This window comes from Sphingomonas sp. (assembly GCF_039594485.1).
Classification (GTDB): Bacteria; Pseudomonadota; Alphaproteobacteria; order Sphingomonadales; family Sphingomonadaceae; genus Sphingomonas.
The window spans coordinates 1-20,681 of record NZ_JBCNNI010000045.1; the positions used below are offsets into that span (position 1 = coordinate 1).

The following is a 20,681-nucleotide window of genomic DNA, read 5'->3' on the forward strand; positions in this document are numbered from 1 at the left end:
CCTTGCGACGCTGACCGTGCTGGCCGGGGCCATATTCACGCTTGTTGACGGGGCTCTTGGGGCGGCCCCAGATGTTCTCGCCCATACGGCGATCGAGCTTGTACTTCGCGCTCTGACGCTTCGACATGTGTATTCCTTGGCAATTACGAACGACGTTGGTCCCGGTATCGCACCATGCCAGTCTTTGCGGGACAAGCGCAGGCCCACCGCTTCACCGGGATGCGGGGGCAATTGCGAAGGGGCGCGCCTAACGGACGCACGCGCCGGAGTCAAGGACGACTCCGGCGACCGGCTTTCCCCCAAGGGGAGCGAAGCGGATCAGCTGCCGTTGACCGAACGCAGGCGGGCGCTGGCGTCGTCGGTGTCCTTGCGCGCGTCCGCGGCGATCGCATCCCACTCCGCCTGGGTCCGGCAGATCCGCTTGGCGCCCAGCCGCGAACCCGTCTTCTCCTCGACACGGCATATCTTCTTTTCCTTGACCGGCGGTGCGGCCGGTTCGGCCTGTTGCCCGATCAACGCCAGCAGCAGCAAAGTGGTCAGCATCGAACCCCATCTCCCATCGAAATGCTGCATTCCTATCAGGCGCCAAAGCCCCGTCGCAAGCCAGGCTGGACAGCGCGCGCACTGCCCGGCAGAGCCCTGCCATGACCCAGATTCTTGCCGGCCCCGATTGCACGACCATGGCGGAGGTCCGCGCGGGCGTCGACCAGCTCGACCGCGAACTGGTGGCGCTGCTCGCCCGCCGCTTCGCCTATATGGACGCCGCCGCCCGCATCAAGCCGACCCGTGACCGGGTCCGCGACGAGGACCGCAAGACGCAGGTCATCGAACAGGCCCGCGCGGAGGCCAGACGGCTGGGCGTGCCCGACGCGGTCGTGGCAGAGATGTGGGAAACGCTGGTCGAAGGATCGATCGCCCATGAACTGGCGGCGTTCGACCGGACGCGGGGGTGAGTCCCTTTTCCCAACCTCCGTTCCTTCTGAACGGAGGTTGGGGATGCCTCCCTTACCGCGCGCGCGGCCTTGCCAGCGTCGACAGCACGCCGCGAAGGGTGCGGATTTCCTGGCTCGACCAGCCGGGCTTGGTCAGCAGGGTGCGCAGCGTCCGCTTGGTCGCGGGCGTGCGGTCGGGCGGGAAGAAATAGCCGGCGCCGTCCAGCATCTCCTCCAACTGGTCGATCATCCCGTCCAGTTCCCCCTGCGGCGCCACGGCAGGCAGTTCGGTTTCCGGCGGCTGGGCCAGCGAAACCCCCTTCGACCATTCATAGGCGATCAGGATCACCGCCTGGGCCAGGTTGAGGCTGCCGAATTCGGGGTTGATCGGTACCGTCACGATCTTGCGGGCAATCGCCACGTCGTCGGTTTCCAGCCCCGAGCGCTCCGGCCCGAACAGGAATGCCGCCCGGCCGGTGCTATCGGCATGGATTTCGCGCGCGGCCTCCTCGGGCGTCACGACGGGCTTGGTCACGCCACGCTTGCGAACCGTGGTCGCATAGACCTGCGCACAGTCCGCGACCGCATCGGCGACGCTTTCATAGACCTTCGCCTGTTCCAGAACGATGTCCGCACCCGATGCGGCCGGTCCCGCCTGCGGATTGGGCCAGCCGTCGCGCGGCGTGACGAGCCGCATCTCGACCAACCCGAAATTGAGCATGGCGCGTGCGGCCTTGCCGATATTCTCGCCGAGCTGCGGTCGGACCAGGACAATGACGGGGGGCTGGGTATCAGACAAAACTCAATCTTCCGTTCGCCCCGAGCAAAGTCGAAGGGCACGTTCCGCGCGCGGTATCGCGGCTTCTTTGAGCGTCGTCCAGTCCGATGCGATCAATGCGGTCTTCCAGGTCCAGGACCAGACAAAACTGGTTTGGGTATGGCCGCTGCAAAGGCGCCCCCTCCGGCCCGACGACGCCCCACACTCACGCCAAACCCTATTCCCCCTTCGGCGCCACCTCTTCCACCGTCCCCGCGAACGCCTCGAAATCCTTGGCCTCGCCAAACTCGCGGTACACGCTGGCGAAGCGGATATAGGCCACCGAATCGAGCCCCTTCAGCCCTTCCATCACCATCTCGCCGATCCGCTTGGACGATACCTCGCCCTCGCCGCTTGTTTCCAACTGGCGCTGGATGCCGGACACGAGCTTTTCCACCCGCACCGGATCGATCGGGCGCTTGCGCGTCGCGATGGAGATGGACCGCAGCAGTTTGTCGCGGTCGAACGGTTCGCGCCGGTCCTCGCTCTTCAACACGAAGAGTTCGCGCAACTGGATGCGCTCGAAGGTGGTGAAGCGCGCACCGCAGCCCTCGCACTGGCGACGACGACGGATCGCCGCCCCATCTTCGGTGGGGCGGCTGTCCTTTACCTGACTGTCTTCATGGCCACAAAAGGGGCAGCGCATTCAGGCCTTCTTCTTTGCCTTGAAATAGGCGTAGCCGGCACCTGCCGCCGCGCCAAAGATCGGGCCGACGAACGGCACCGGGATGGCGACCACCGCGCCCAGAGCACCCCATTTGGCCATGCTCTTGCCCAGGCCAGGGGTCGACTTGATGTCATTCTGGACCGCGGAAATCTTCTCTTCGATCTTGGCCATTCGAAACGTCCTTATCCCTGATAGATCGGAAAGCGTGCGCAAAGCTCACGCACACGGGTCCGAACGTTTGCCTCGACTTCGGGGTCCCCATGCTCGCCCTTGGCCTTCAGACCGTCAAGCACATCGGCGACCATATGGCCGATCAGCTCGAACTCCGCCGTGCCGAAGCCGCGCGTGGTCCCGGCGGGCGAGCCGACGCGGATGCCGCTGGTCTTCATCGGGGGCAGCGGATCGTTGGGAATGCCGTTCTTGTTGCAGGTGATGCCCGCGCGCTCCAGCGCCTCGTCGGCGTCGCGGCCGGTGATGCCGAGCGGGGTCAGGTCGACCAGCGCCAGATGCGTGTCGGTGCCGCCCGCAACCAGGTTCGCACCGCGCGACTTCAGCGTGTTCGCCAGCGTGCGGGCATTCTCGACCACGGCGGCGATATAGGTCTTAAACTCCGGCTGGAGCGCCTCGCCGAACGCGACCGCCTTGGCGGCGATGACGTGCATCAGCGGGCCACCCTGAAGCCCCGGGAAGACCGCCGAGTTGATCTTCTTCGCGATCGCCTCGTCATCGGTCATGATCATCCCGCCACGGGGCCCACGCAGCGTCTTGTGCGTGGTGGTGGTCACGACATGCGCGTGGCCGAACGGGGTCGGGTGCAGGCCGCCCGCGACGATCCCAGCGAAATGCGCCATGTCGACCATGAAATAGGCCCCGACCTCGTCTGCGATGGCGCGGAACTTGGCGAAGTCGATGACGCGGGGATAGGCTGATCCGCCCGCGATGATGATCTTGGGCTGGCTTTCGCGGGCCAGGCGCGCGACCTGGTCATAGTCGATCAGATGCGTCTCGGGGTCGACGCCGTACTGGACCGCGTTGAACCACTTGCCCGACAGCGCCGCCTTGGCGCCGTGGGTCAGGTGGCCGCCGGCATCGAGCGACAGGCCCATCACGGTATCGCCCGGCTTGGCCAGCGCGAGCATCACCGCGCCATTCGCCTGCGCACCCGAGTGAGGCTGGACATTGGCGAAACCACAGCCGAAAATCTGCTTGGCGCGGTCGATCGCGAGTTGCTCGACCTCGTCCGACGGCGCACAGCCCTGATAATAGCGCTTGCCCGGATAGCCTTCGGCGTACTTGTTGGTGAAGACCGAGCCTTGCGCCTCCATCACCGCCTTGGAGACGATGTTTTCGGACGCGATCAGCTCGATCTGGGTCTGCTCGCGCTCCAGTTCGTGCGACACACCGGCAAAGACGGCGGGGTCGGCATCGGCCAGGGTGCGGGTGAAGAAACCGGCGGGCTGGACGTCGTTAAGCGTGCTCATGAGGGCGATATCCTTGGGCGTTCAGTTCGGGGGCGTTCAATTCTGGGCGGGCGAGGCGGACAGCATGTCGACGCGACGCTGATGACGCCCGCCCTCGAACGGGGTGGACAGGAAGGCTTGGAGGCAGGCCTTGGCCATTTCCTCGCCGATGACGCGCGCGCCCATGGCGATGGCGTTGGCGTCGTTATGCTGGCGGGCGAGCGTGGCCGACAACGGCTCGGAGACGAGCGCGCAGCGACAGGCGGGATTGCGGTTCGCCGCGATCGAAATGCCGATGCCCGAACCGCACAGGGCCACGCCGCGCTCGGCGCGACCATCGGCCAGCGCCTCGGCCACCGCGCGACCGAAATCGGGATAATCGACGCTCGCCGTGCCGTCGGTGCCGAGGTCCAGCACCTCATGCCCCTCACCGCGCAGCCATTCCGCCAGCACGGTCTTCAGCGAGACGGCGGCATGATCGGATGCGATCGCGATGCGCATGGGACGGGCGCTCCTGACAGGGTAGGGATGGAATGGGTGCGCCTTTACGCGCGCACGGGCCCAATGGCTACCCCTTGGAGAGGGAACATCTGCCCGGCCCGGCCGGTTCTGCGCAGCATGACGCGCATGATGATCCTCACTGCCCTCGCCACCCTCTCCGCCTGTTCGCGCGAAACGCCCGAGGTGGCGAACAACAGCGCGGCCGCAGTCGGTCGCCCCAGTGCGGCCGCCACCGCGGGTCCGGCGGGCGACGGGGCGACCTTTACCGGCGTGCCCAAGGCCAAGGCCCCCGATTATGTCGGGCGCTGGATCGGGGTGGAGGGCATGTATCTCGACGTGAAGCACAGCGCGGTGCCGGGCCGCTATCGCCTCGAAATGCAATGGGATCTCGACCATAAGGGCGAGTTCAAGGGCGATGCCGTGGGCGACTCGATCGTATTCGAGCGCAATGGCGTGCGCGAGACGCTGCGCCCGACCGATGGCGATGCGACGGGGTTGAAATATCTCGCGGGCAAGACCCGGTGCCTGACGGTCAAGACCGGCGAGGGCTATTGCAGGACATGACCCTGCTCCTCCCCTGGGACGGGGAGGAAGGGAGTTCCCCTTACGCCGCCATCCGAAGGTCGAGCCGCTCCCAGATTTCGACCAGTGCCGAAACCAGCTCCGCCATCATGGCTTCGTCATGCGCGGGGCCGGGGGTGAAGCGCAGGCGTTCGGTGCCGCGCGGGACGGTCGGGTAATTGATCGGCTGCACATAGACGCCATATTCGGCGAGCAGGATGTCGCTGATCTTCTTGGCCTTGACCGGATCGCCGACCATCACCGGCACGATATGCGTCTCGCCCAGCATCACGGGCAGACCCGCCCCGCGCATCATCGCCCTCAGCTTGGCGGCGGCGGCCTGTTGCCCTTCACGCTCGACCGAGCTTTGCTTGAGGTGCCGCACGCTCGCCAGCACGCCCGCGACCAGCACCGGCGACAGCGAGGTGGTGAAGATGAACCCCGGCGCATAGGAGCGGATCACGTCCACGATCATCCGGTCGGCCGCGATATAGCCGCCCATCACGCCGAACGCCTTGCCCAGCGTCCCCTCGATCACGGTCAGCCGGTGGGCGACGCCGTCGCGCTCCGAAATGCCGCCGCCGCGCGCACCGTACATCCCGACCGCATGCACCTCGTCGAGATAGGTCAGCGCATTATATTTGTCGGCGAGGTCGCAGATCGCGGCGATGGGGGCGACATCGCCCTCCATCGAATAGACGCTCTCGAACGCGATCAGCTTGGGCACGCCCGGGTCCGCCTCCGCCAGCAGCTCCTCCAGATGCGCGAGGTCGTTGTGACGGAAGACCTTCTTCTCGCAGCCCGAATTGCGAATCCCCGCGATCATCGAGGCATGGTTGAGTTCGTCCGAGAAGATCACGCAGCCCGGCAGGATCTTGGCGAGCGTCGCCAGCGTCGCCTCGTTGGAGACATAGCCGCTGGTGAACAGCAACGCCGCCTCCTTGCCGTGCAGGTCGGCGAGTTCGCCTTCCAGGTCGACATGATAATGGGTGTTGCCGCCAATGTTGCGCGTGCCGCCCGAACCGGCGCCGACATCGTGGAGCGCCTCCTCCATCGCAGCGATGACCTTGGGATGCTGCCCCATCGCCAGATAGTCGTTGGAGCACCAGACCGTGATCGGCTTGGGTCCGTTATGCCCGGCAAAGCAGCGGGCATTGGGGAACATGCCCTTGTTGCGCAGGATGTCGATGAAGACGCGGTAACGTCCCTCGGCGTGCAGGCGATCTATCGCCTGGGTGAAGACGCGGGAATAATCCACGCGCGCGTCCGTACCGTCGATGCTCATGGGAACCGAATGTACGACGAACCCGTACATGAATCGAGTCGAGAACGTCGGTTACTGTGATCGATCATGGTGGACATATTGTCCCACGGATCGATCGGTTCCCGATGCGGATCGTTCGCAATCGGGCACCGGCCCCGATCCCGTGCCCGCCATTCGGGTCGAGCGAACGGCAGGTGCAGCGAATCACAGCGATTCGATCTGCGTGAAACCCCGTGCCGCCAGCCCCGGCGCCAGCGCCTGCTCGCGCGGGCCGAGCCGGGTGAACACCGCCACCCCCTCCCCCGGATCGGCGGGCCAGTCCTGTCCCTCGGTCAGGAACGCGATCCGCCGGGCGATTCCCGGCCCGCCATCGACGAAGCGCACGGGATGCGGCGCCGCCGCCGCCAGTTCCGCCTCGACCAGCGGGAAATGGGTGCAGGCGTTGACGATCACATCGATCGCCTCGCCCCCCTCCTGCCCGAACAGCCCGTCCAGCACCGCCGCGAAGGCTTCGGCGGACAGGGCCTCGCCCCGCAGCTTCGCCTCGGCCAGTTCGACCAGCGGTGCCGAGCCGTGGCGGATCACCCGGCAATCCCCCGCGAAGCGCGTCGCGAGATCGTCGACATAGGCTTGGCGCACCGTCGCCCGCGTGCCGAGCACGCCGATCGTCCGGGTGACGCTCATCGCCGCCGCCGGCTTGATCGCTGGAACCGTGCCGACCACCGACAGGTCGAGCGCCGCACGAACGGCGGGCAGCGCGATGGTAGAGGCGGTGTTGCACGCGATGACGATCAGCCGGGGCCGATAGCGCTCCGCCAGCCGACCGAGCAGGGCGGGTACGCGTCCGGCGATCTCCGCCTCGGTCTTTTCGCCATAAGGGAAGCCCGCGCTGTCCGCGACATAGACAAAGGGCGCGTGCGGCAGGGCGGCGCGCGCGGGGCCCGCGATCGACAGTCCGCCGACACCGGAATCAAAGATCAGGATGGGACGCGCATCGCTCATCGCCGCGTCATAGGCCGCAGGAGCCAGCGAAACCAGAGCGCCGCCGGTTGGACAGGCCATATCCAATGTTCTATGTCTGTCCCGGAGAACAGGGGAAGACTATTGCCGACCGAAATCATCTGGGGGCCGCCAAGCTGGGCCTTGCTGATCGGCTATCTGCTGGGGTCGATTCCCTTCGGCATCATCCTGACGCGCCTGGGCGGCGCGGGCGATCTGCGCAGTATCGGGTCGGGCAATATCGGCGCGACCAATGTGTTGCGCACGGGTCGCAAGGGACTGGCCGCCGCAACGCTGATCCTCGATCTGCTAAAGGGCGTCGCCGCCGTTTTGCTGGTCCGCCACTGGCTGCCCGGCGAGGAAGTACTGGCGGCGGCGGCCGCGTTCATCGGGCATTGCTATCCCGTCTGGCTGAAGTTCCGGGGGGGCAAGGGCGTCGCCACGCTGATGGGCGTGGTCAGTGCGCTCTACTGGCCGCTGGGCCTGGTCTATGCGATCGTCTGGCTGGGATTGCTCGCGACGCTCCGCATCTCGGCGGTGGCGGGCATGACCGCGGCGATCAGCGCGCCGCTGGCGGCGGCGGTGCTGGGCCGGTTCGACCTGGTGCTGCTGCTGATCGCGCTGGCGCTGATCGTCGTCTGGAAGCACGGTGCCAATATCGAACGACTGCTGGCGGGGACCGAGCCCCGGATCGGCGGCAAGACCCGTGACTGACGCCCGGTTCGCACAGCTCCGGCTGTTGCGGACGCATGGCATCGGTCCCGTCACCTGGCGACAATTGATGGCGCGCTTCGGCGAGGCGGAGGCCGCGCTGGAAGCGGTGCCGATGCTGGCCCGGCGCGGCGGCGGCGATGCAGCCCGCGCCGCCGATCCCGCCCTGATCGCCCGCGAGGTCGAGACGGTCGGGCGGCTGGGCGCGCGACATGTGATGCTGGGCGAGGCGGAGTATCCCGCGCTGCTCGCCCAACTCGACACCGCGCCGCCCGCGCTGATCGTGCGCGGCGACATGGCGCTGGCGCATCGCGGCGGCGTCGCGCTGGTCGGCGCGCGCAACGCCTCCGCCGCGTCGTGCCGCTTCGCGCGGGGCCTCGCGCAGGATCTGGCGGGCCACCGGGTGCCGGTGACGTCGGGGCTGGCGCGCGGCATCGACGCGGCGGCGCATATTGGCGCGCTGGACGGCGGGACGATCGGCGTCATCGCCAGCGGCATCGACATCGCCTTCCCGCCCGAAAATGCGCGATTGCAGGAAGAAGTGGCGACCCGCGGCCTGCTGATCGCCGAACAGCCGCCGGGCACGCAACCGCTGGCCCGCCACTTCCCCTCGCGCAACCGGATCATTGCCGGGCTGGCGCAGGGGACGGTGGTGGTGGAGGCCGCGCCCCGTTCCGGCTCGCTGATCACCGCGCGGCTGGCGGGGGAGGCGGGCCGCGAGGTGATGGCGGTGCCCGGCCACCCCGCCGACCCGCGCGCGCAAGGGTGCAACATGCTGATCCGTGAGGGTGCAACGCTGATCCAGTCGGCGGGCGACATCCTCGAACAGATTCGCCCGATCGACCCGCGCATGGTCCGCGCGCCCATCAGCACCTACACGCCCCCGCCGCCCGAAGAGGCGAGCGACGCGGACCGGCGGCGAGTCGGCGACCTGCTGGGCCCGGTGGCGGTCACGGTCGATGAACTCATCCGCCAGAGCGGCCGCCCGCCCGCCATCGTCCAGACGATTCTCCTGGAACTGGAACTCGCCGGTCGGCTCGAGCGCCATGCGGGAGGCCGGGTGGCGCTGGCATGACCGACGCGCCCGTGATCCACACCGATCGCCTGACGCTGCGCCCCTATGAGGTCGGCGATTTCGACGCCTATGCCGCCATGGTCGCCGATCCGGTGGTGGTCCGCCATGCCGGGCGACCGATGACGGGCGAGGAAGCCTGGATGCGATTGCTGCGCTTCATCGGCCATTGGTCCGTATTCGGCCACGGGCTGTTCGCGGTGCTCGATCGAACGAGCGGCCTGTTCCTCGGCGAAACCGGCTTCATGGAGTATCGCCGCGAGGTCACGCCGAAGCTGGCATCCTCCCTGCCCGAAGCGGCCTGGGTGTTCACCAGCGCCGCGCACGGCAAAGGCTATGCGTTCGAGGCCGCCGCCGCCGCGCATCGCTGGATGGAGGAAAGCCATGCGCCCCCGGCGACGCAGTGCATCATCTCCACCGCCAATCACGGTTCGATCCGATTGGCGGAAAGGCTGGGTTATCGCCTCCATGACGCGCCGGACTATCGAGGGGCGGCGCTGCGCTTTGTCCGGGAGGTTCGAACATCGATGGAACAAACCCAGCCGGACCGGCGGTTAACCCCGCTTGACGGCCCCCCGCCCCCTCCCCATCCTCGCGTACACACGTAAGGGACGTAAGCTTACCACTCATGCAGCTTGTCATCGTCGAATCGCCCGCCAAGGCGAAGACCATCGAGAAATATCTGGGTTCGGACTATCGCGTCCTGGCGAGCTATGGTCACGTCCGCGACCTGCCGCCCAAGGACGGCTCGGTCGACCCGGACCAGAATTTCGCGATGGAGTGGGAAAATTACGCGGACAAGGCGCGCCAGCTCAAGGCGATCGCCGACGAGGCCAAAAAGGCCGACCGCCTGATCCTGGCCACCGACCCTGATCGCGAGGGCGAGGCGATTTCCTGGCACGTGCAGGAGGTGCTGAAGAACCGCAAGGCGCTGCCCGACAAGGTGGAGCGCGTCACCTTCAACGCGATCACCAAGCCCGCCATCCTGCACGCGATGCAGAATCCGCGCGAGCTGGATACCGACCTGATCGACGCGTACCGGGCGCGCCGCGCGCTCGACTATCTGGTGGGCTTCACCCTGTCACCGGTACTGTGGCGCAAGCTGCCCGGTGCCAAGTCGGCGGGCCGCGTCCAGTCGGTGGCGCTGCGCCTGATCGTCGGCCGCGAGCGCGAGATCGAGGCGTTCAAGCCCCAGGAATATTGGTCGGTCACCGCCGATATGGAGCAGGACGGCACGCCCTTCGTCGCGCGTCTGGTCCAGTGGGAGGGCAGGAAGCTCGACCGCCTGTCGATCGGCAATGAAGGCGACGCGACCCGCGCCAAGGCCGATGTCGAGGCGGGCCGTTTCCAGGTCCAGTCGGTCGAGACCAAGCCCGCGACGCGCAACCCGCCGCCGCCCTTCACCACCTCCACGTTGCAACAGGAGGCCGCGCGCAAGCTGGGCTTTTCGGCCGATCACACGATGCGGATCGCGCAGCAGCTCTATGAGGACGGCGCGATCACATACATGCGTACCGATGGCGTCCAGATGGACGGATCGGCCATCTCGGCGGCACGCAAGGCGGTGGCCGACCGCTATGACGCGTCCTACGTGCCCGACAAGCCGCGCCATTATCAATCCAAGGCGAAGAACGCCCAGGAAGCGCACGAGGCGATCCGCCCCACCGATTTCTCGCGCGATCGTGCGGGTTCGGGCGATCATGGTCGCCTCTACGACCTGATCTGGAAGCGCGCGCTGGCGTCGCAGATGGCGTCGGCGCGGATGGAGCGCACCACCATCGACATGGCCGACGGCACCGGCCGCCATATCCTACGCGCGACCGGGCAGGTCGTGCTCTTCCCCGGCTATCTGGCGCTGTATGAAGAGGGCCAGGACGACAGCCAGGACGAAGAGGCGCGCCGCCTCCCCCGCCTGCGCGAGGGCGATGCCCCCGCCAAGAAGGAGGTCAAGGCCGAGCAGCACTTCACCCAGCCGCCGCCGCGCTTCTCGGAGGCCTCGCTGGTCAAGCGGATGGAGGAACTCGGCATCGGGCGCCCGTCCACCTATGCCTCGATCATCAAGACGCTGAAGGACCGGGCCTATGTCCGCGTCGAGAAGAACCGCTTCTTCGCCGAGGAGAGCGGGCGGCTGGTGACGGCATTCCTCGAACGCTTCTTCGAGAAATATGTCGGCTATGACTATACCGCCGAGCTGGAAGAGGAGCTGGACGACGTGTCCGGCGGCCGCGCCCAGTGGCAGGCGGTGCTCGACGCCTTCTGGCGCGACTTCAAGCCGCGCACCTCGGAGGTGATGGAGCAGCAGCCCTCGGCGATCACCGCCGAACTGGACCAGTTCCTGGCGCCCTATCTGTTCCCCGAAAAGGCGGACGGGTCCGACCCTCGGCTCTGCCCGAACTGCGGCGAGGGCAAGCTTGCGCTGCGCGGCGGTCGGTTCGGCGCGTTCATCGCCTGCTCCAATTACCCCGAGTGCAAATATACCCGCCGCTTCGCCCAGGGCGGCGAGGGCGCGGGCGAGGATTCGGGGCCGGAGACGCTGGGCAACGATCCCGAAACCGGCTTGGCCGTAGAGCGCAAGTCGGGTCGGTTCGGCCCCTATATCCAGTTGGGCGAGGGCAAGGACGCCAAGCGCGCCTCCATTCCCAAGGATGTCGATCTCGACCTGGAATGGGCGCTGAAGCTGCTCAGCCTGCCACGGATAATCGGCAACCACCCCGAAACGGGCGAGCCGATCACCGCGTCGATCGGCCGCTATGGCCCCTATCTGGCGCATAACGGCAAATATGCGCGACTGACCTCGACCGCCGATGTGTTCGAGACCGGCATGAACGCCGCCGTGGTCAAGCTGGCCGAGGCGGCGGCGGGCGGCGGACGGGCGGCGCGCGGCACCGCGTCGCGCGAACCATTGAAGGTCCTGGGCAAGCATCCGCGTACCGAGGCCGAGATCAAGCTGATGGAAGGGCGCTATGGCCCTTATGTCACCGATGGCGAGACGAACGCGACCATCCCCAAGACGATCGACAAGGACCAGTTGACGCTGGAGGAAGCCGCCCAGTTGATCGACGCGCGGGCAGCGGCGGCTCCGGCGCGCAAGAAACCGGCGAAGAAGGCCGCAGCCAAGACGGGGGCCAAGAAGGCGCCCGCCAAAGCATCGGCGGCGAAGAAGGCGCCTGCCAAAAAGGCGGCGACCAAGAAAACCGAAGCGTGAATCCCACTCGCGCTGCGACGATCATGAGCGCTCGGCGGGGTATCGACCTGCCGAGCGACTTATTATCAGCCGTGGCTTGAACAGAACGGCATTATCGCTCGATCTTCAGCGGCAGCACGAAATCGAGCATTCGCCGGACCATCAGACCGACCGAGATCACAATGATCCAGCCAATCGCATTCTCTTGGTACGCGACGGCATTGGCACATGACCAGCGCCCGGTCGTCGGAAAAACTCAGGCCGCGCGCATCTGCGGCATGGTGCCGTAGAGAAAGGCGCGGGCCTGACGCTGCGCCTCGGCGATCTCGCGGGCGGTCATGTCGGTCGCGACCTCGGCACGGGCGATCTGGGCGGGCAGGAAGCCGGCGACCGCCGCCAGGTTGAACCATTTGTGCGCCTCGATCAGGTCGAAGCGCATACCGCCCGAACCCGTCGAATAGGCCACGCCCAGATCATACATGGTCGCGCCGTCGTCGGTCGCCACCTGATCGGCGATCCGACTTTCCATCAGAAACTGCGCACTCTTGCTGCCATTGGCCATGATCGACCCCCTCTGCTCGAACACTGCTGTGTCGAGCCTAGGTGTATGGCCAAAACGGTCACAAATTGGTTAACTCGTTAACCCTCTGTGATAGCGATGTTATCGATTAGCCGGGTCGATCCCATGCGCGCCGCGGCCAGCAATCGGCGGGGCCGATCGGCGGCAGGATCGAGCATCAGGGACTCGGCATCGGCCAGTTCGACATAGTCGACCTCGAATCCCGCGGCGGCGAGCGTGGCCCGCGCATCGGCCAGAACGGTCGCGACATCCTCGCCCCGCCCGATCGCCCGGGCGGCGACGCCCAGCGCGCGCGGCAGGGCGACGGCCTTGGCCCGCTGCTCCTCGTCGAGATAGATGTTGCGCGACGACAGGGCCAGGCCGTCATCATCCCGCTGCGTCGGCACGCCGACGATCTCGATGGGGAAGTCCAGATCGGCGACCATGCGGCGGATCACCGCCAGTTGCTGGAAATCCTTCTCGCCGAAATAGGCCGCATCCGCGCCAATCTGGTTGAACAGCTTGGCGACGACGGTGGCCACGCCATCGAAATGGCCGGGACGCGACGCGCCCTCCAGGCCTTCGCTGACGCCTTCGACCCGGATCGTCGTGGCGTGACCGTCCGGGTACATGGCCTCGACACCCGGCAGCCAGACGAGATCGCATCCCGCCTCGGTCAGCATGCGCAGGTCCGATTGTTCGCGCCGGGGATAACGCCCCAGGTCCTCGCCCGGGCCGAACTGCTTGGGATTGACGAAAATGGACGCGACGACCTTCGTCCCCGGCCGCTTCGCGGCCTCGACGAGCGCGATATGGCCCGCATGTAGCGCCCCCATGGTCGGCACCAGCGCCACGCGCGCGCCATCGGCACGCATGGCGGCAAGCGCCGAGGCCAGGGCTTCGCGATCCCGAATGACTTGCACTGATTTTACCCCTCGTTCCCCACGCTCAGGGCTTCTATGAAGGGTGGCAACGGGGATCAATAAGGAAGCGACGAGTTGCCGGAGCGGTTATCTTCAACCCACGTGATTGTCTTTGCCAATGAAAAAGGTGGCACTGGCAAGTCGACGACGGCGGTTCACGTGGCCATTGCCCTGGCCGCCAAGGGCGCGCGGGTGGCCTGTCTTGATCTGGATCATAGGCAGCGGACCGTCGGCCGATATCTCGAAAATCGCGCCGAGACGATCAGGCGCACCGGCAATGCCCTGCCCATGCCGATCCACGCGACTCACACCAGCCAGACGGAAGAGGGATTCGAGGAGGTCTGGTTCCGCCTGTCGCAGGATGCCGATTTCCTGATCGTCGACACGCCGGGCCGCGACGATCATTTCGCGCGCACCGCCGCCGCCCTGTCCAACACGCTGGTCACGCCGATGAACGACAGCTTCGTCGATTTCGACCTGATCGGCCAGGTCGATCCCGAAAGTTTCCAGGTGACGCGCCCCAGCTTCTATTCGGAGCTGATCTGGGACGCTCGCAAGCAGCGTGCCCGCGCCGACGGGACGACCATCGACTGGGTCGTGCTGCGCAACCGGCTTCAGCATATCGAGGCGCGTAACATGCGCCGTGTGTCCGATGCGCTGCTGCAATTATCGCGCCGGGTGGGCTTCCGGGTCATTCCGGGCCTGGGCGAGCGCGTCATCTATCGCGAGATGTTCCCCAACGGCCTGACCATGATCGACTCGCGCGAATTCGGCGCGATGGGCCTGGGCCATGTCGCCGCGCGCCAGGAACTGCGCGAGATGATGGCCGCGCTGCAACTGCCCGAGGCTTGGGCCGAGAATGGGGCCGAGAATGGGACGGAAAACGGGGCCGAGAGTGTGGCCACGGCCGACGATCAACAGCCCGGCATGGCATGAAGTGGCTGATCGCGCTGGCGGTCATCTGGCTGGTGTGGCGCTATCTGCCGCGCACCGCCAAGGCGAAGCCGACCCCTCGCCTGCCGCGTGACGAGGCGGAGGCGCTGGCGATCCTCGACCTGCCGCCCGACGCCGATGCCGAGGCGATTCGCCAGGCGCATCGGCGGCTCGTGGCGCAGGTCCACCCTGATCGCGGCGGCTCGGCCGATCTGGCGCGGCGGGTGAACGCCGCGCGCGACCTGTTGCTGGATCGCCGGGATGGCTGAACGGATGGCCGCGATCCACCCCACGGCGTTGCGCGAATATGATGTGCGCGGCACGGTCCCGATGACACTGGACGAAGGGGCGGCCTATGCGGTCGGGCGGGGTTTCGCGACTAGGGTCCGCCGGGCCGGGGGTGCCCGAGTCGCGGTGGGCCGCGATGGCCGGCTGAGTTCGCCCGCGCTGGAGGCCGCGCTGGTCGAGGGGCTGACCGACAGCGGCGTCGATGTGGTGCGACTGGGCCTGGGCCCGACTCCGATGGTCTATTTCGCCGAGGCGACCCTAGGGGTGGATGGTGCCGTACAGGTAACGGGCAGCCACAACCCCCGTGACGACAATGGCTTCAAGATGGTGCTGCATCATCGTCCCTTTTTTGGCGAGGATGTGCAGGATCTGGCGCGCATGGCCGCGTCGCGCGACTGGACGCAAGGATCCGGCAGCGTCGAGACGCTCGACATTCTCGACGCCTATGTCGACCGGCTGGTCGCGGGCTATGCCGGGGGCGCATATCGGATCGGCTGGGACTGCGGCAGCGGCGCGGCGGGGCCGGTCGTCGAGAAGCTGGTCCAGCGCCTGCCGGGTGAGCACCATACGCTGTTCACCGATGTGGACGGTCATTTCCCGCATCATCACCCCGATCCGACGGTCGAGAGCAATCTAGATGCGTTGAAGCGCCTCGTGGCGGACAGACATCTCGATTTCGGATTCGCTTTCGATGGCGATGGCGACCGGATCGGTGCGATCGACGGGCAGGGCCGCGTGATCTGGGGCGACCAGATATTGATGCTGCTGGCCACCCCCGCACTGGCCGAGCATCCGGGTGCGTCGATCGTGGCCGATGTGAAGGCCAGCCAGGCCCTGTTCGATCATATCGAGGCGCTGGGCGGGCAGCCGGTGATGTGGAAGACCGGCCACAGCCTGATGAAGACCAAGATGGTGGAGACGGGCTCACCCCTGGGGGGCGAGATGTCGGGCCATATGTTCTTCGCGGGCGAATGGTACGGGTTCGACGACGCGCATTACGCCGCGATCCGCCTGATCCGCGCGGTCCACCTGGCGGGCCGCTCGATGACCGAATTGCGCGGGAGCATGCCCGCGATGGTCGATATTCCCGAAACGCGGATCCGGGTCGCGGAAGCGGAGAAGTTCGCGATCGTCGAGCGGACGGCGGCGGCGCTGGTTCGGGACGGCGCGGTGGTGAACGACACCGACGGGGTACGGGTGCGGACCGCCGATGGCTGGTGGCTGCTTCGCGCGTCCAATACGCAGGCGGCACTGACGGTCCGTGCCGAGGCGGGGGATGACGCGGGGCTGGCCCGGGTATTGGCGGAGATGGACCGCTATCTCGCGGCGGAGGGCGTGCGGCGTTAGAGGTTTACGCCCCGGTAAACCATCCGGGGCGGGGAATCGAAGCCCCCGCCCCGCGGCCGTCAGATTTCTCCGATCATGTCCGCCAGCACCTCCAGGCAGGACACGCCCAGCCTGGCCGAGCGCTCGCCCGACCAGCCATGCACCGCGTCTGGATTGGGATCGTGGTCCTTGAACGGCATTTCCAGCGTCACCGACACGGCACCGAACCGCTCGGCGAGCTGGTTGGTCGACATGGCGAGGTTGGCATTGCCCGCGCTCGCCTTTTCATAGCCCATCTGGGTCTGGAAATCGGCCGTGTGCGCGGCCAGACGGCGGCCGAATTCATAGAATTTGGCGCCATGTTCGTCGGTCCAGCTCGGAATGCCCTCGAACCCGGCGATGAAGTTCGCCGGAATCGCCTCGTCGCCATGCGCGTCGATCGCGAAGTCGACGCCGGTCTGGTCCATCCGGTTGCGCACGCACAGCACTTCGGGGCTACGCTCGGGCGTGGGCTCATGCCATTCGCGGTTGAGGTTCACACCCGCCGCATTGGTGCGCAGATGCCCGCGCCGCGTGCCGTCAGGGTTCATGTTGGGCACGACGTGCACGGTCGCCGCCTTCAGCAGCTCGGCCGACGCCGGGCCGGTCAGCCAGTCGAGCGCGCCCTCCATCCACCATTCGGCCATCGATTCGCCGGGGTGCTGGCGGGCATAGAGCCACACCTGCTTCGGGCCGGTACCGAGGCGGAAATAGTCGATCGGCTGGCCGTCCAGCGACCGGCCGATCTCCTCATGATGGACGCCCCGCGCGGCGATCCGCGCGACCAGATCATGGTGGCGCTCCATCGTATAGGGCTCGAAATAGGCGAACCAGGCCAGGTCGCTCTCGCCCGTCCACTGCCATTCGATGACCCCGTCGGCATAGGTCGTCGGGGTCATCCGCCATTCGCGCCGGTCGGTCGAGGCGCGGACATGATAGTTCGGCCAGCCGCCGGGAAAGGCCGAGCCCGCGCCGTTCAGGATACGGAAGGTCAGCGTCCGCCCCTTCGCGCCGCCGACGCGGAAATAGAACCACTGGTAGAAGTCCGAATCCTTGTCGGCCACGATCTCCAGATCGACTCGGTCGCCCTCGATGCGCACGACACGGATATTGCCGCCGTCGAACGCGGCGTTGATGGTCAGCGTCATCGGTTCACTTCACCTCGATCGTGCGGCCCGATTCGCCCGGGAATTTGGTGAACAGCGCATCGGCCAGCTTGGCCGCCTGCACCTGCGCATCGATCTTGGCCAGCGCTTCAACCGGCGCGATGTTGCGCGCGCTGCCTTCCCAGATGGGCGACTGGTCGACGCGGCGCTTGATCTGGACCGACAATTCGGTGCCGATGATCTCCTGCGGGCGGCTCTTGCCGATGGGGAAGCTCACGCCTCCGCCCAGGCCGACACCGCCGCCGCGACCGCCGGAAAAGCTGCCGCCGCCCAGGCCGACCGAAAAGGGCGAGGGGCGCGGCGGGCCGAGCCGGTTGGCACGGGTGAACGAGACGGTGGCGACGAAATCAGGCTGGGAATCACCCTGAGGCAGCGAATAGCCGTTGCGCAGCAGCGCGGTCTCGACCGCGGCGGCATAGGTCTTGAACTCGATGCTGGCGGGGCCGGTGTTGGACAAGGGCTCCACCCGGACCGTGCCGCGCGCGATCGGCTCGCCCAGATGATAGCGGACGACCTCGGTCGGGGGCAGGCCGCCCGTGGTGGAACAGGCGGCGAGCGAACCGACGGCGGCCGCGAGGATCAGGAGCGAGCGTGCATTCATGGAAGTGGCACCTTTGGCGCAGGATGTTACGGATGGGCAACGCATGACATATGGGGGTTGATCCGGCGACGGAAGAGGCTGCGTCCCCATCGGCATGGCGCGTGACGCACATGTCATACCGTGCCGGCCGGGGAAGCTGCCCGAACCTTGACTTGCGGCTCGGTTGCCACTACGCGGCGACGCTTTCCAGATCACCCTCCAGTTCAAAAGAAGCGAATCGATCATGAAGATCCGCAATTCCCTGAAGTCGCTCAAGGATCGCCACCGGGACAACCGCGTGATCCGCCGTCGCGGCCGCACCTATGTCATCAACAAGACCAACCGTCGTTTCAAGGCGCGCCAGGGCTAATCCCCCTTGGGGTCGATCGAACAGGACGCTGGGAGCGGCTTGACCGCGACGCGTTCCGATCGGCCGACCGCCGTCATCTTCGACGTCGGTCGCGTACTCTACGACTGGGATCCCCGGATCCTGTATCGGCGCCTGATCGCTGACGATCGGGCGCTCGATGCGTTTCTGCGTGATGTCGTCACCACCGAATGGCATTTCCAGCATGATGCGGGCCGCGACTTCGCCGATACCTCGGCGGAGCTGATCGCGCTGTATCCGCAGCATCGCGATCTGATCGCCATCTGGGGGCCATGCTTCAACGACAGCATCGGCGATGCGATTCCGGGGATGCACGAACTGGTCGCCGAACTTGATTCGGCGGGCGTGCCGCTGTTTGCGATCACGAACTTCAGCCATGAGTTCTGGCCACCTTTCCGCGCGCGCGAAGCGGCGTTGTTCGACCGTTTCCGCGACATCGTGGTGTCGGGCGCGGAGAAGCTGGTGAAGCCCGACCCCGCCATCTACGCACTCGCGCTCGCCCGATTCGGGCTGGAGCCGCAGCAGGCGGTGTTCATCGACGACAATCGGGCCAATATCGACGCGGCGGCGGCGATGGGAATCCATGCGCTGCACTTCACCGATGAGGCGACGCTTCGGCCGCAATTGCAGGAATTGGGACTGGTCGGGGGCTAGATCCTTAACGGCGATCGAGGTCGAGGCGCGCAACCGCCCTCGGCCGGATCGTCACCGCTCCAGCGAGGCCAGTTGCGCCTCATTCGCCCGCGACGCTTCGGTTTCCAGCATCGCCGGGTCGATATGATCGCCCACCATCTGGTCGGTCACGATCACATTGGTCCCCACCGACGTCACCGAAAACAGCTTCTTGGCGAAACCAGTGGGCAGGCGGATGCAGCCATGCGAATCGGGAAAGCCGGGATTGTTGCCCGCGTGCAATGCCACCCCGTCCCAGGTCAGCCGCTGCATAAAGGGCATGGGCGCATCATTATACAGGTTGCTGCGATGCATCTCGCGCTTCTGCAGGATGGGGAAGACGCCGATCGGCGTATCCTTGCCATCCTTGCCGGTGGAAACCGACGCGGCGGCGATCAGCGTGTCGCCGCGATAGACGAAGGCGCGCTGCATCGGCAGGCTGACCACCACCGTCACCGGCTGCTGCACGGGATCGACCGCCATCATCTGCGGATCGCCCCAGACATATTTGTTGGGGGCCAGCACGGCCGCCGCCTGCGCGATGGTGGCGGTGGCGGGGCCCTCATCGGCCCAGGCGCTGCCCGTGAAACCGAGTGACGTCACCCCCAGCAGGGCGGCAAAAGCAATGGCTTTCATATCCCTTTTCCTTGGCGAGTTCATGATTTCTTAAACACGTCAAGAGATATTTTGTGCCCAGCGAAAATTTTTGCACTGAAGCGGAACTTTCGCCGAATCGATGGAACCAAGCGATCAACCGATAGCGGGACGGGCAGAAAAACCGCCCCCTTCCTGCTACATCGGAGTCGCGGGATTTCTGGGGTTTGAAGGATCAAAATGCTCGAAAATCTGGACGCGACGCCGGGTCGGCGCGCGCTGCTGAAGAACGCGCTGGTTCTGGCCGGGGCGTTGGCGGTTCCGGGGGCGGCAAGTGCCCGTGGACGCCTGACTTCGGGGGATTTGCGGCCGGTTCGCCAGCCGCCGCTGCCCAACCATCCGACGCTGCCCGCGCCGATCGCGGCGACGCCGATCCTGGCATCGTCGCGGGTCGTCCGCCCCGCCCTTCTGCGCGCGGCGATGGCATCGCTGGAAAAGCATGGCAGCCGGGTGCGCCAGCGCGACCGGATGGCCATCGTCGATTTCGCGGTCGGCTCGTCCGAACCGCGCCTCCACCTCGTCGATCTGGTCAGCGGCAGGAGCAGTTCGCTGCTCGTCTCGCACGGCAGCGGCTCGGACCCGTCGCATAGCGGCTATCTTCAGCGCTTCTCCAACGCGTTCAACTCGAACGCCAGCAGCGAGGGCGCCTTCCTGACCGACGATTATTATGTCGGGAAACATGGCCGGTCGCAGCGGCTGGTCGGCCTGGACCCGACCAATGACAATGCGCTGGGCCGCGCGATCGTGATCCATTCGGCCTGGTACGCCAATCGCGACATGATCCGAACGCACGGGATGCTGGGCCGCAGCCAGGGCTGCTTCGCGGTCGGCGAGAATGATCTGGACCGCGTCTTCGCCAATCTCGGCCCCGGCCGGATGATTTACGCAGCGAAGGTCTAAGGACTTCAAATCCTCCCCGGCAAGGGGAGGAATCGGGGTCCGCCGCCACACCGACATTGCGAAGGGCCTTGGGGGCCGGTAAGTC

The 20,681-nt window shown here is 66.5% G+C and carries 25 protein-coding genes and 1 pseudogene; 12 read left to right on the forward strand and 14 right to left on the reverse strand.

Annotated features, from left to right (window positions below):
• Positions 1 to 127, reverse strand: a pseudogene (locus ABDV78_RS17050) (30S ribosomal protein S4); the annotation flags it as partial.
• Between the two features lie 191 nt (positions 128 to 318).
• Positions 319 to 543 (reverse strand): hypothetical protein, encoded by a 225-nt coding sequence (locus ABDV78_RS17055; RefSeq protein WP_343528687.1) that lies wholly within the window; start codon positions 541 to 543, stop codon positions 319 to 321.
• A 101-nt stretch (positions 544 to 644) separates the two neighbouring features.
• On the opposite strand from ABDV78_RS17055, the gene ABDV78_RS17060 reads away from it, so the two are divergent.
• Positions 645 to 953: a chorismate mutase gene (locus ABDV78_RS17060; protein ID WP_343528688.1), complete on the forward strand. Its 309-nt coding sequence runs from the start codon at positions 645 to 647 to the stop codon at positions 951 to 953.
• Between the two features lie 52 nt (positions 954 to 1,005).
• Here ABDV78_RS17060 and ABDV78_RS17065 read toward each other — a convergent pair whose 3' ends face one another.
• The 5 genes from ABDV78_RS17065 to rpiB form a co-directional block, all read right to left on the reverse strand.
• Positions 1,006 to 1,731 (reverse strand): RNA methyltransferase, encoded by a 726-nt coding sequence (locus ABDV78_RS17065; protein ID WP_343528689.1) that lies wholly within the window; start codon positions 1,729 to 1,731, stop codon positions 1,006 to 1,008.
• A 196-nt stretch (positions 1,732 to 1,927) separates the two neighbouring features.
• Entirely contained in the window at positions 1,928 to 2,395 is a 468-nt protein-coding gene (nrdR, locus tag ABDV78_RS17070; RefSeq protein WP_343528690.1) for a transcriptional regulator NrdR, read from the reverse strand.
• A complete protein-coding gene (locus ABDV78_RS17075) occupies positions 2,396 to 2,587 on the reverse strand; it encodes a hypothetical protein (protein ID WP_343528691.1) in 192 nt (63 codons plus the stop codon).
• An 11-nt stretch (positions 2,588 to 2,598) separates the two neighbouring features.
• Positions 2,599 to 3,897, reverse strand: coding sequence for a serine hydroxymethyltransferase (gene glyA, locus ABDV78_RS17080; protein WP_343528692.1), 1,299 nt, complete (start codon positions 3,895 to 3,897; stop codon positions 2,599 to 2,601).
• A 36-nt stretch (positions 3,898 to 3,933) separates the two neighbouring features.
• Positions 3,934 to 4,377: a ribose 5-phosphate isomerase B gene (gene rpiB, locus ABDV78_RS17085; protein WP_343528693.1), complete on the reverse strand. Its 444-nt coding sequence runs from the start codon at positions 4,375 to 4,377 to the stop codon at positions 3,934 to 3,936.
• A 126-nt stretch (positions 4,378 to 4,503) separates the two neighbouring features.
• On the opposite strand from rpiB, the gene ABDV78_RS17090 reads away from it, so the two are divergent.
• Positions 4,504 to 4,941 carry a hypothetical protein gene (locus tag ABDV78_RS17090; RefSeq protein WP_343528694.1) on the forward strand — a complete coding sequence of 146 codons (438 nt, stop codon included), beginning with the start codon at positions 4,504 to 4,506 and terminating at the stop codon, positions 4,939 to 4,941.
• Between the two features lie 40 nt (positions 4,942 to 4,981).
• Here ABDV78_RS17090 and hemA read toward each other — a convergent pair whose 3' ends face one another.
• Positions 4,982 to 6,223: a 5-aminolevulinate synthase gene (hemA, locus tag ABDV78_RS17095; protein ID WP_343528695.1), complete on the reverse strand. Its 1,242-nt coding sequence runs from the start codon at positions 6,221 to 6,223 to the stop codon at positions 4,982 to 4,984.
• A gap of 183 nt (positions 6,224 to 6,406) precedes the next feature.
• Positions 6,407 to 7,204, reverse strand: a complete 798-nt coding sequence (gene murI, locus ABDV78_RS17100) for a glutamate racemase (RefSeq protein ID WP_343528728.1) — start codon at positions 7,202 to 7,204, stop codon at positions 6,407 to 6,409.
• Between the two features lie 102 nt (positions 7,205 to 7,306).
• On the opposite strand from murI, the gene plsY reads away from it, so the two are divergent.
• From plsY to topA, 4 genes are read left to right on the forward strand one after another with little or no spacing between them, the layout of a single operon-like run.
• The gene (gene plsY, locus ABDV78_RS17105; RefSeq protein ID WP_343528696.1) at positions 7,307 to 7,915 is read left to right on the forward strand and encodes a glycerol-3-phosphate 1-O-acyltransferase PlsY; all 609 of its coding nucleotides are present in this window, start codon (positions 7,307 to 7,309) and stop codon (positions 7,913 to 7,915) included.
• The gene (gene dprA / locus ABDV78_RS17110) at positions 7,908 to 8,987 is read left to right on the forward strand and encodes a DNA-processing protein DprA (protein ID WP_343528698.1); all 1,080 of its coding nucleotides are present in this window, start codon (positions 7,908 to 7,910) and stop codon (positions 8,985 to 8,987) included. The genes plsY and dprA overlap by 8 nt, the downstream gene beginning before the upstream one ends.
• Positions 8,984 to 9,592 carry a GNAT family N-acetyltransferase gene (locus ABDV78_RS17115; RefSeq protein ID WP_343528700.1) on the forward strand — a complete coding sequence of 203 codons (609 nt, stop codon included), beginning with the start codon at positions 8,984 to 8,986 and terminating at the stop codon, positions 9,590 to 9,592. Before dprA ends, ABDV78_RS17115 begins: the two co-directional genes overlap by 4 nt.
• Before the next feature lie 20 nt (positions 9,593 to 9,612).
• Positions 9,613 to 12,189, forward strand: a complete 2,577-nt coding sequence (gene topA / locus ABDV78_RS17120) for a type I DNA topoisomerase (RefSeq protein WP_343528702.1) — start codon at positions 9,613 to 9,615, stop codon at positions 12,187 to 12,189.
• A gap of 235 nt (positions 12,190 to 12,424) precedes the next feature.
• On the opposite strand, the gene ABDV78_RS17125 is transcribed toward topA, so the two are convergent.
• Both ABDV78_RS17125 and panC read right to left on the reverse strand, forming a co-directional pair.
• Positions 12,425 to 12,730, reverse strand: coding sequence for a hypothetical protein (locus ABDV78_RS17125; RefSeq protein ID WP_343528703.1), 306 nt, complete (start codon positions 12,728 to 12,730; stop codon positions 12,425 to 12,427).
• A 77-nt stretch (positions 12,731 to 12,807) separates the two neighbouring features.
• A complete protein-coding gene (gene panC, locus ABDV78_RS17130; RefSeq protein ID WP_343528705.1) occupies positions 12,808 to 13,650 on the reverse strand; it encodes a pantoate--beta-alanine ligase in 843 nt (280 codons plus the stop codon).
• 75 nt (positions 13,651 to 13,725) lie between these two features.
• Between panC and ABDV78_RS17135 the strand changes: the two genes are divergently transcribed.
• From ABDV78_RS17135 to ABDV78_RS17145, 3 genes are read left to right on the forward strand one after another with little or no spacing between them, the layout of a single operon-like run.
• Positions 13,726 to 14,586, forward strand: a complete 861-nt coding sequence (locus ABDV78_RS17135; protein ID WP_343528707.1) for a division plane positioning ATPase MipZ — start codon at positions 13,726 to 13,728, stop codon at positions 14,584 to 14,586.
• Positions 14,583 to 14,852, forward strand: coding sequence for a DnaJ domain-containing protein (locus ABDV78_RS17140; RefSeq protein WP_343528708.1), 270 nt, complete (start codon positions 14,583 to 14,585; stop codon positions 14,850 to 14,852). Before ABDV78_RS17135 ends, ABDV78_RS17140 begins: the two co-directional genes overlap by 4 nt.
• Entirely contained in the window at positions 14,845 to 16,218 is a 1,374-nt protein-coding gene (locus tag ABDV78_RS17145) for a phosphomannomutase/phosphoglucomutase (RefSeq protein WP_343528709.1), read from the forward strand. Before ABDV78_RS17140 ends, ABDV78_RS17145 begins: the two co-directional genes overlap by 8 nt.
• Positions 16,219 to 16,277: 59 nt before the next feature.
• Here ABDV78_RS17145 and ABDV78_RS17150 read toward each other — a convergent pair whose 3' ends face one another.
• Together ABDV78_RS17150 and ABDV78_RS17155 are read right to left on the reverse strand one after the other, a co-directional pair.
• On the reverse strand, positions 16,278 to 17,384 hold the full coding sequence (locus ABDV78_RS17150) for a M14-type cytosolic carboxypeptidase (RefSeq protein WP_343528711.1): 1,107 nt from the start codon (positions 17,382 to 17,384) through the stop codon (positions 16,278 to 16,280).
• Between the two features lie 4 nt (positions 17,385 to 17,388).
• Entirely contained in the window at positions 17,389 to 18,003 is a 615-nt protein-coding gene (locus tag ABDV78_RS17155; protein ID WP_343528712.1) for a DUF4136 domain-containing protein, read from the reverse strand.
• A 223-nt stretch (positions 18,004 to 18,226) separates the two neighbouring features.
• Here ABDV78_RS17155 and ykgO point away from each other — a divergent pair, with 223 nt between their 5' ends.
• Together ykgO and ABDV78_RS17165 are read left to right on the forward strand one after the other, a co-directional pair.
• Positions 18,227 to 18,352, forward strand: a complete 126-nt coding sequence (ykgO, locus tag ABDV78_RS17160; protein ID WP_003046794.1) for a type B 50S ribosomal protein L36 — start codon at positions 18,227 to 18,229, stop codon at positions 18,350 to 18,352.
• A 39-nt stretch (positions 18,353 to 18,391) separates the two neighbouring features.
• On the forward strand, positions 18,392 to 19,024 hold the full coding sequence (locus ABDV78_RS17165) for an HAD family phosphatase (RefSeq protein WP_343528714.1): 633 nt from the start codon (positions 18,392 to 18,394) through the stop codon (positions 19,022 to 19,024).
• A 51-nt stretch (positions 19,025 to 19,075) separates the two neighbouring features.
• On the opposite strand, the gene ABDV78_RS17170 is transcribed toward ABDV78_RS17165, so the two are convergent.
• A complete protein-coding gene (locus ABDV78_RS17170; RefSeq protein WP_343528715.1) occupies positions 19,076 to 19,678 on the reverse strand; it encodes a L,D-transpeptidase family protein in 603 nt (200 codons plus the stop codon).
• Positions 19,679 to 19,876: 198 nt separating this feature from the next.
• Here ABDV78_RS17170 and ABDV78_RS17175 point away from each other — a divergent pair, with 198 nt between their 5' ends.
• Positions 19,877 to 20,596, forward strand: a complete 720-nt coding sequence (locus tag ABDV78_RS17175; RefSeq protein WP_343528716.1) for a murein L,D-transpeptidase catalytic domain family protein — start codon at positions 19,877 to 19,879, stop codon at positions 20,594 to 20,596.
• Positions 20,597 to 20,681: the final 85 nt, after the last annotated feature.

Coding starts and splice junctions, on each gene's coding strand:
- ABDV78_RS17055 (WP_343528687.1), bottom strand. CDS start 543: ATGCTGACCACTTTGCTGCTGCTGGCGTTGATCGGGCAACAGGCCGAA.
- ABDV78_RS17060 (WP_343528688.1), top strand. CDS start 645: ATGACCCAGATTCTTGCCGGCCCCGATTGCACGACCATGGCGGAGGTC.
- nrdR (WP_343528690.1), bottom strand. CDS start 2,395: ATGCGCTGCCCCTTTTGTGGCCATGAAGACAGTCAGGTAAAGGACAGC.
- ABDV78_RS17075 (WP_343528691.1), bottom strand. CDS start 2,587: ATGGCCAAGATCGAAGAGAAGATTTCCGCGGTCCAGAATGACATCAAG.
- glyA (WP_343528692.1), bottom strand. CDS start 3,897: ATGAGCACGCTTAACGACGTCCAGCCCGCCGGTTTCTTCACCCGCACC.
- rpiB (WP_343528693.1), bottom strand. CDS start 4,377: ATGCGCATCGCGATCGCATCCGATCATGCCGCCGTCTCGCTGAAGACC.
- ABDV78_RS17090 (WP_343528694.1), top strand. CDS start 4,504: ATGATGATCCTCACTGCCCTCGCCACCCTCTCCGCCTGTTCGCGCGAA.
- hemA (WP_343528695.1), bottom strand. CDS start 6,223: ATGAGCATCGACGGTACGGACGCGCGCGTGGATTATTCCCGCGTCTTC.
- murI (WP_343528728.1), bottom strand. CDS start 7,204: ATGAGCGATGCGCGTCCCATCCTGATCTTTGATTCCGGTGTCGGCGGA.
- ABDV78_RS17115 (WP_343528700.1), top strand. CDS start 8,984: ATGACCGACGCGCCCGTGATCCACACCGATCGCCTGACGCTGCGCCCC.
- topA (WP_343528702.1), top strand. CDS start 9,613: ATGCAGCTTGTCATCGTCGAATCGCCCGCCAAGGCGAAGACCATCGAG.
- ABDV78_RS17125 (WP_343528703.1), bottom strand. CDS start 12,730: ATGGCCAATGGCAGCAAGAGTGCGCAGTTTCTGATGGAAAGTCGGATC.
- ABDV78_RS17140 (WP_343528708.1), top strand. CDS start 14,583: ATGAAGTGGCTGATCGCGCTGGCGGTCATCTGGCTGGTGTGGCGCTAT.
- ABDV78_RS17145 (WP_343528709.1), top strand. CDS start 14,845: ATGGCTGAACGGATGGCCGCGATCCACCCCACGGCGTTGCGCGAATAT.
- ABDV78_RS17150 (WP_343528711.1), bottom strand. CDS start 17,384: ATGACGCTGACCATCAACGCCGCGTTCGACGGCGGCAATATCCGTGTC.
- ABDV78_RS17155 (WP_343528712.1), bottom strand. CDS start 18,003: ATGAATGCACGCTCGCTCCTGATCCTCGCGGCCGCCGTCGGTTCGCTC.
- ykgO (WP_003046794.1), top strand. CDS start 18,227: ATGAAGATCCGCAATTCCCTGAAGTCGCTCAAGGATCGCCACCGGGAC.
- ABDV78_RS17170 (WP_343528715.1), bottom strand. CDS start 19,678: ATGAAAGCCATTGCTTTTGCCGCCCTGCTGGGGGTGACGTCACTCGGT.
- ABDV78_RS17175 (WP_343528716.1), top strand. CDS start 19,877: ATGCTCGAAAATCTGGACGCGACGCCGGGTCGGCGCGCGCTGCTGAAG.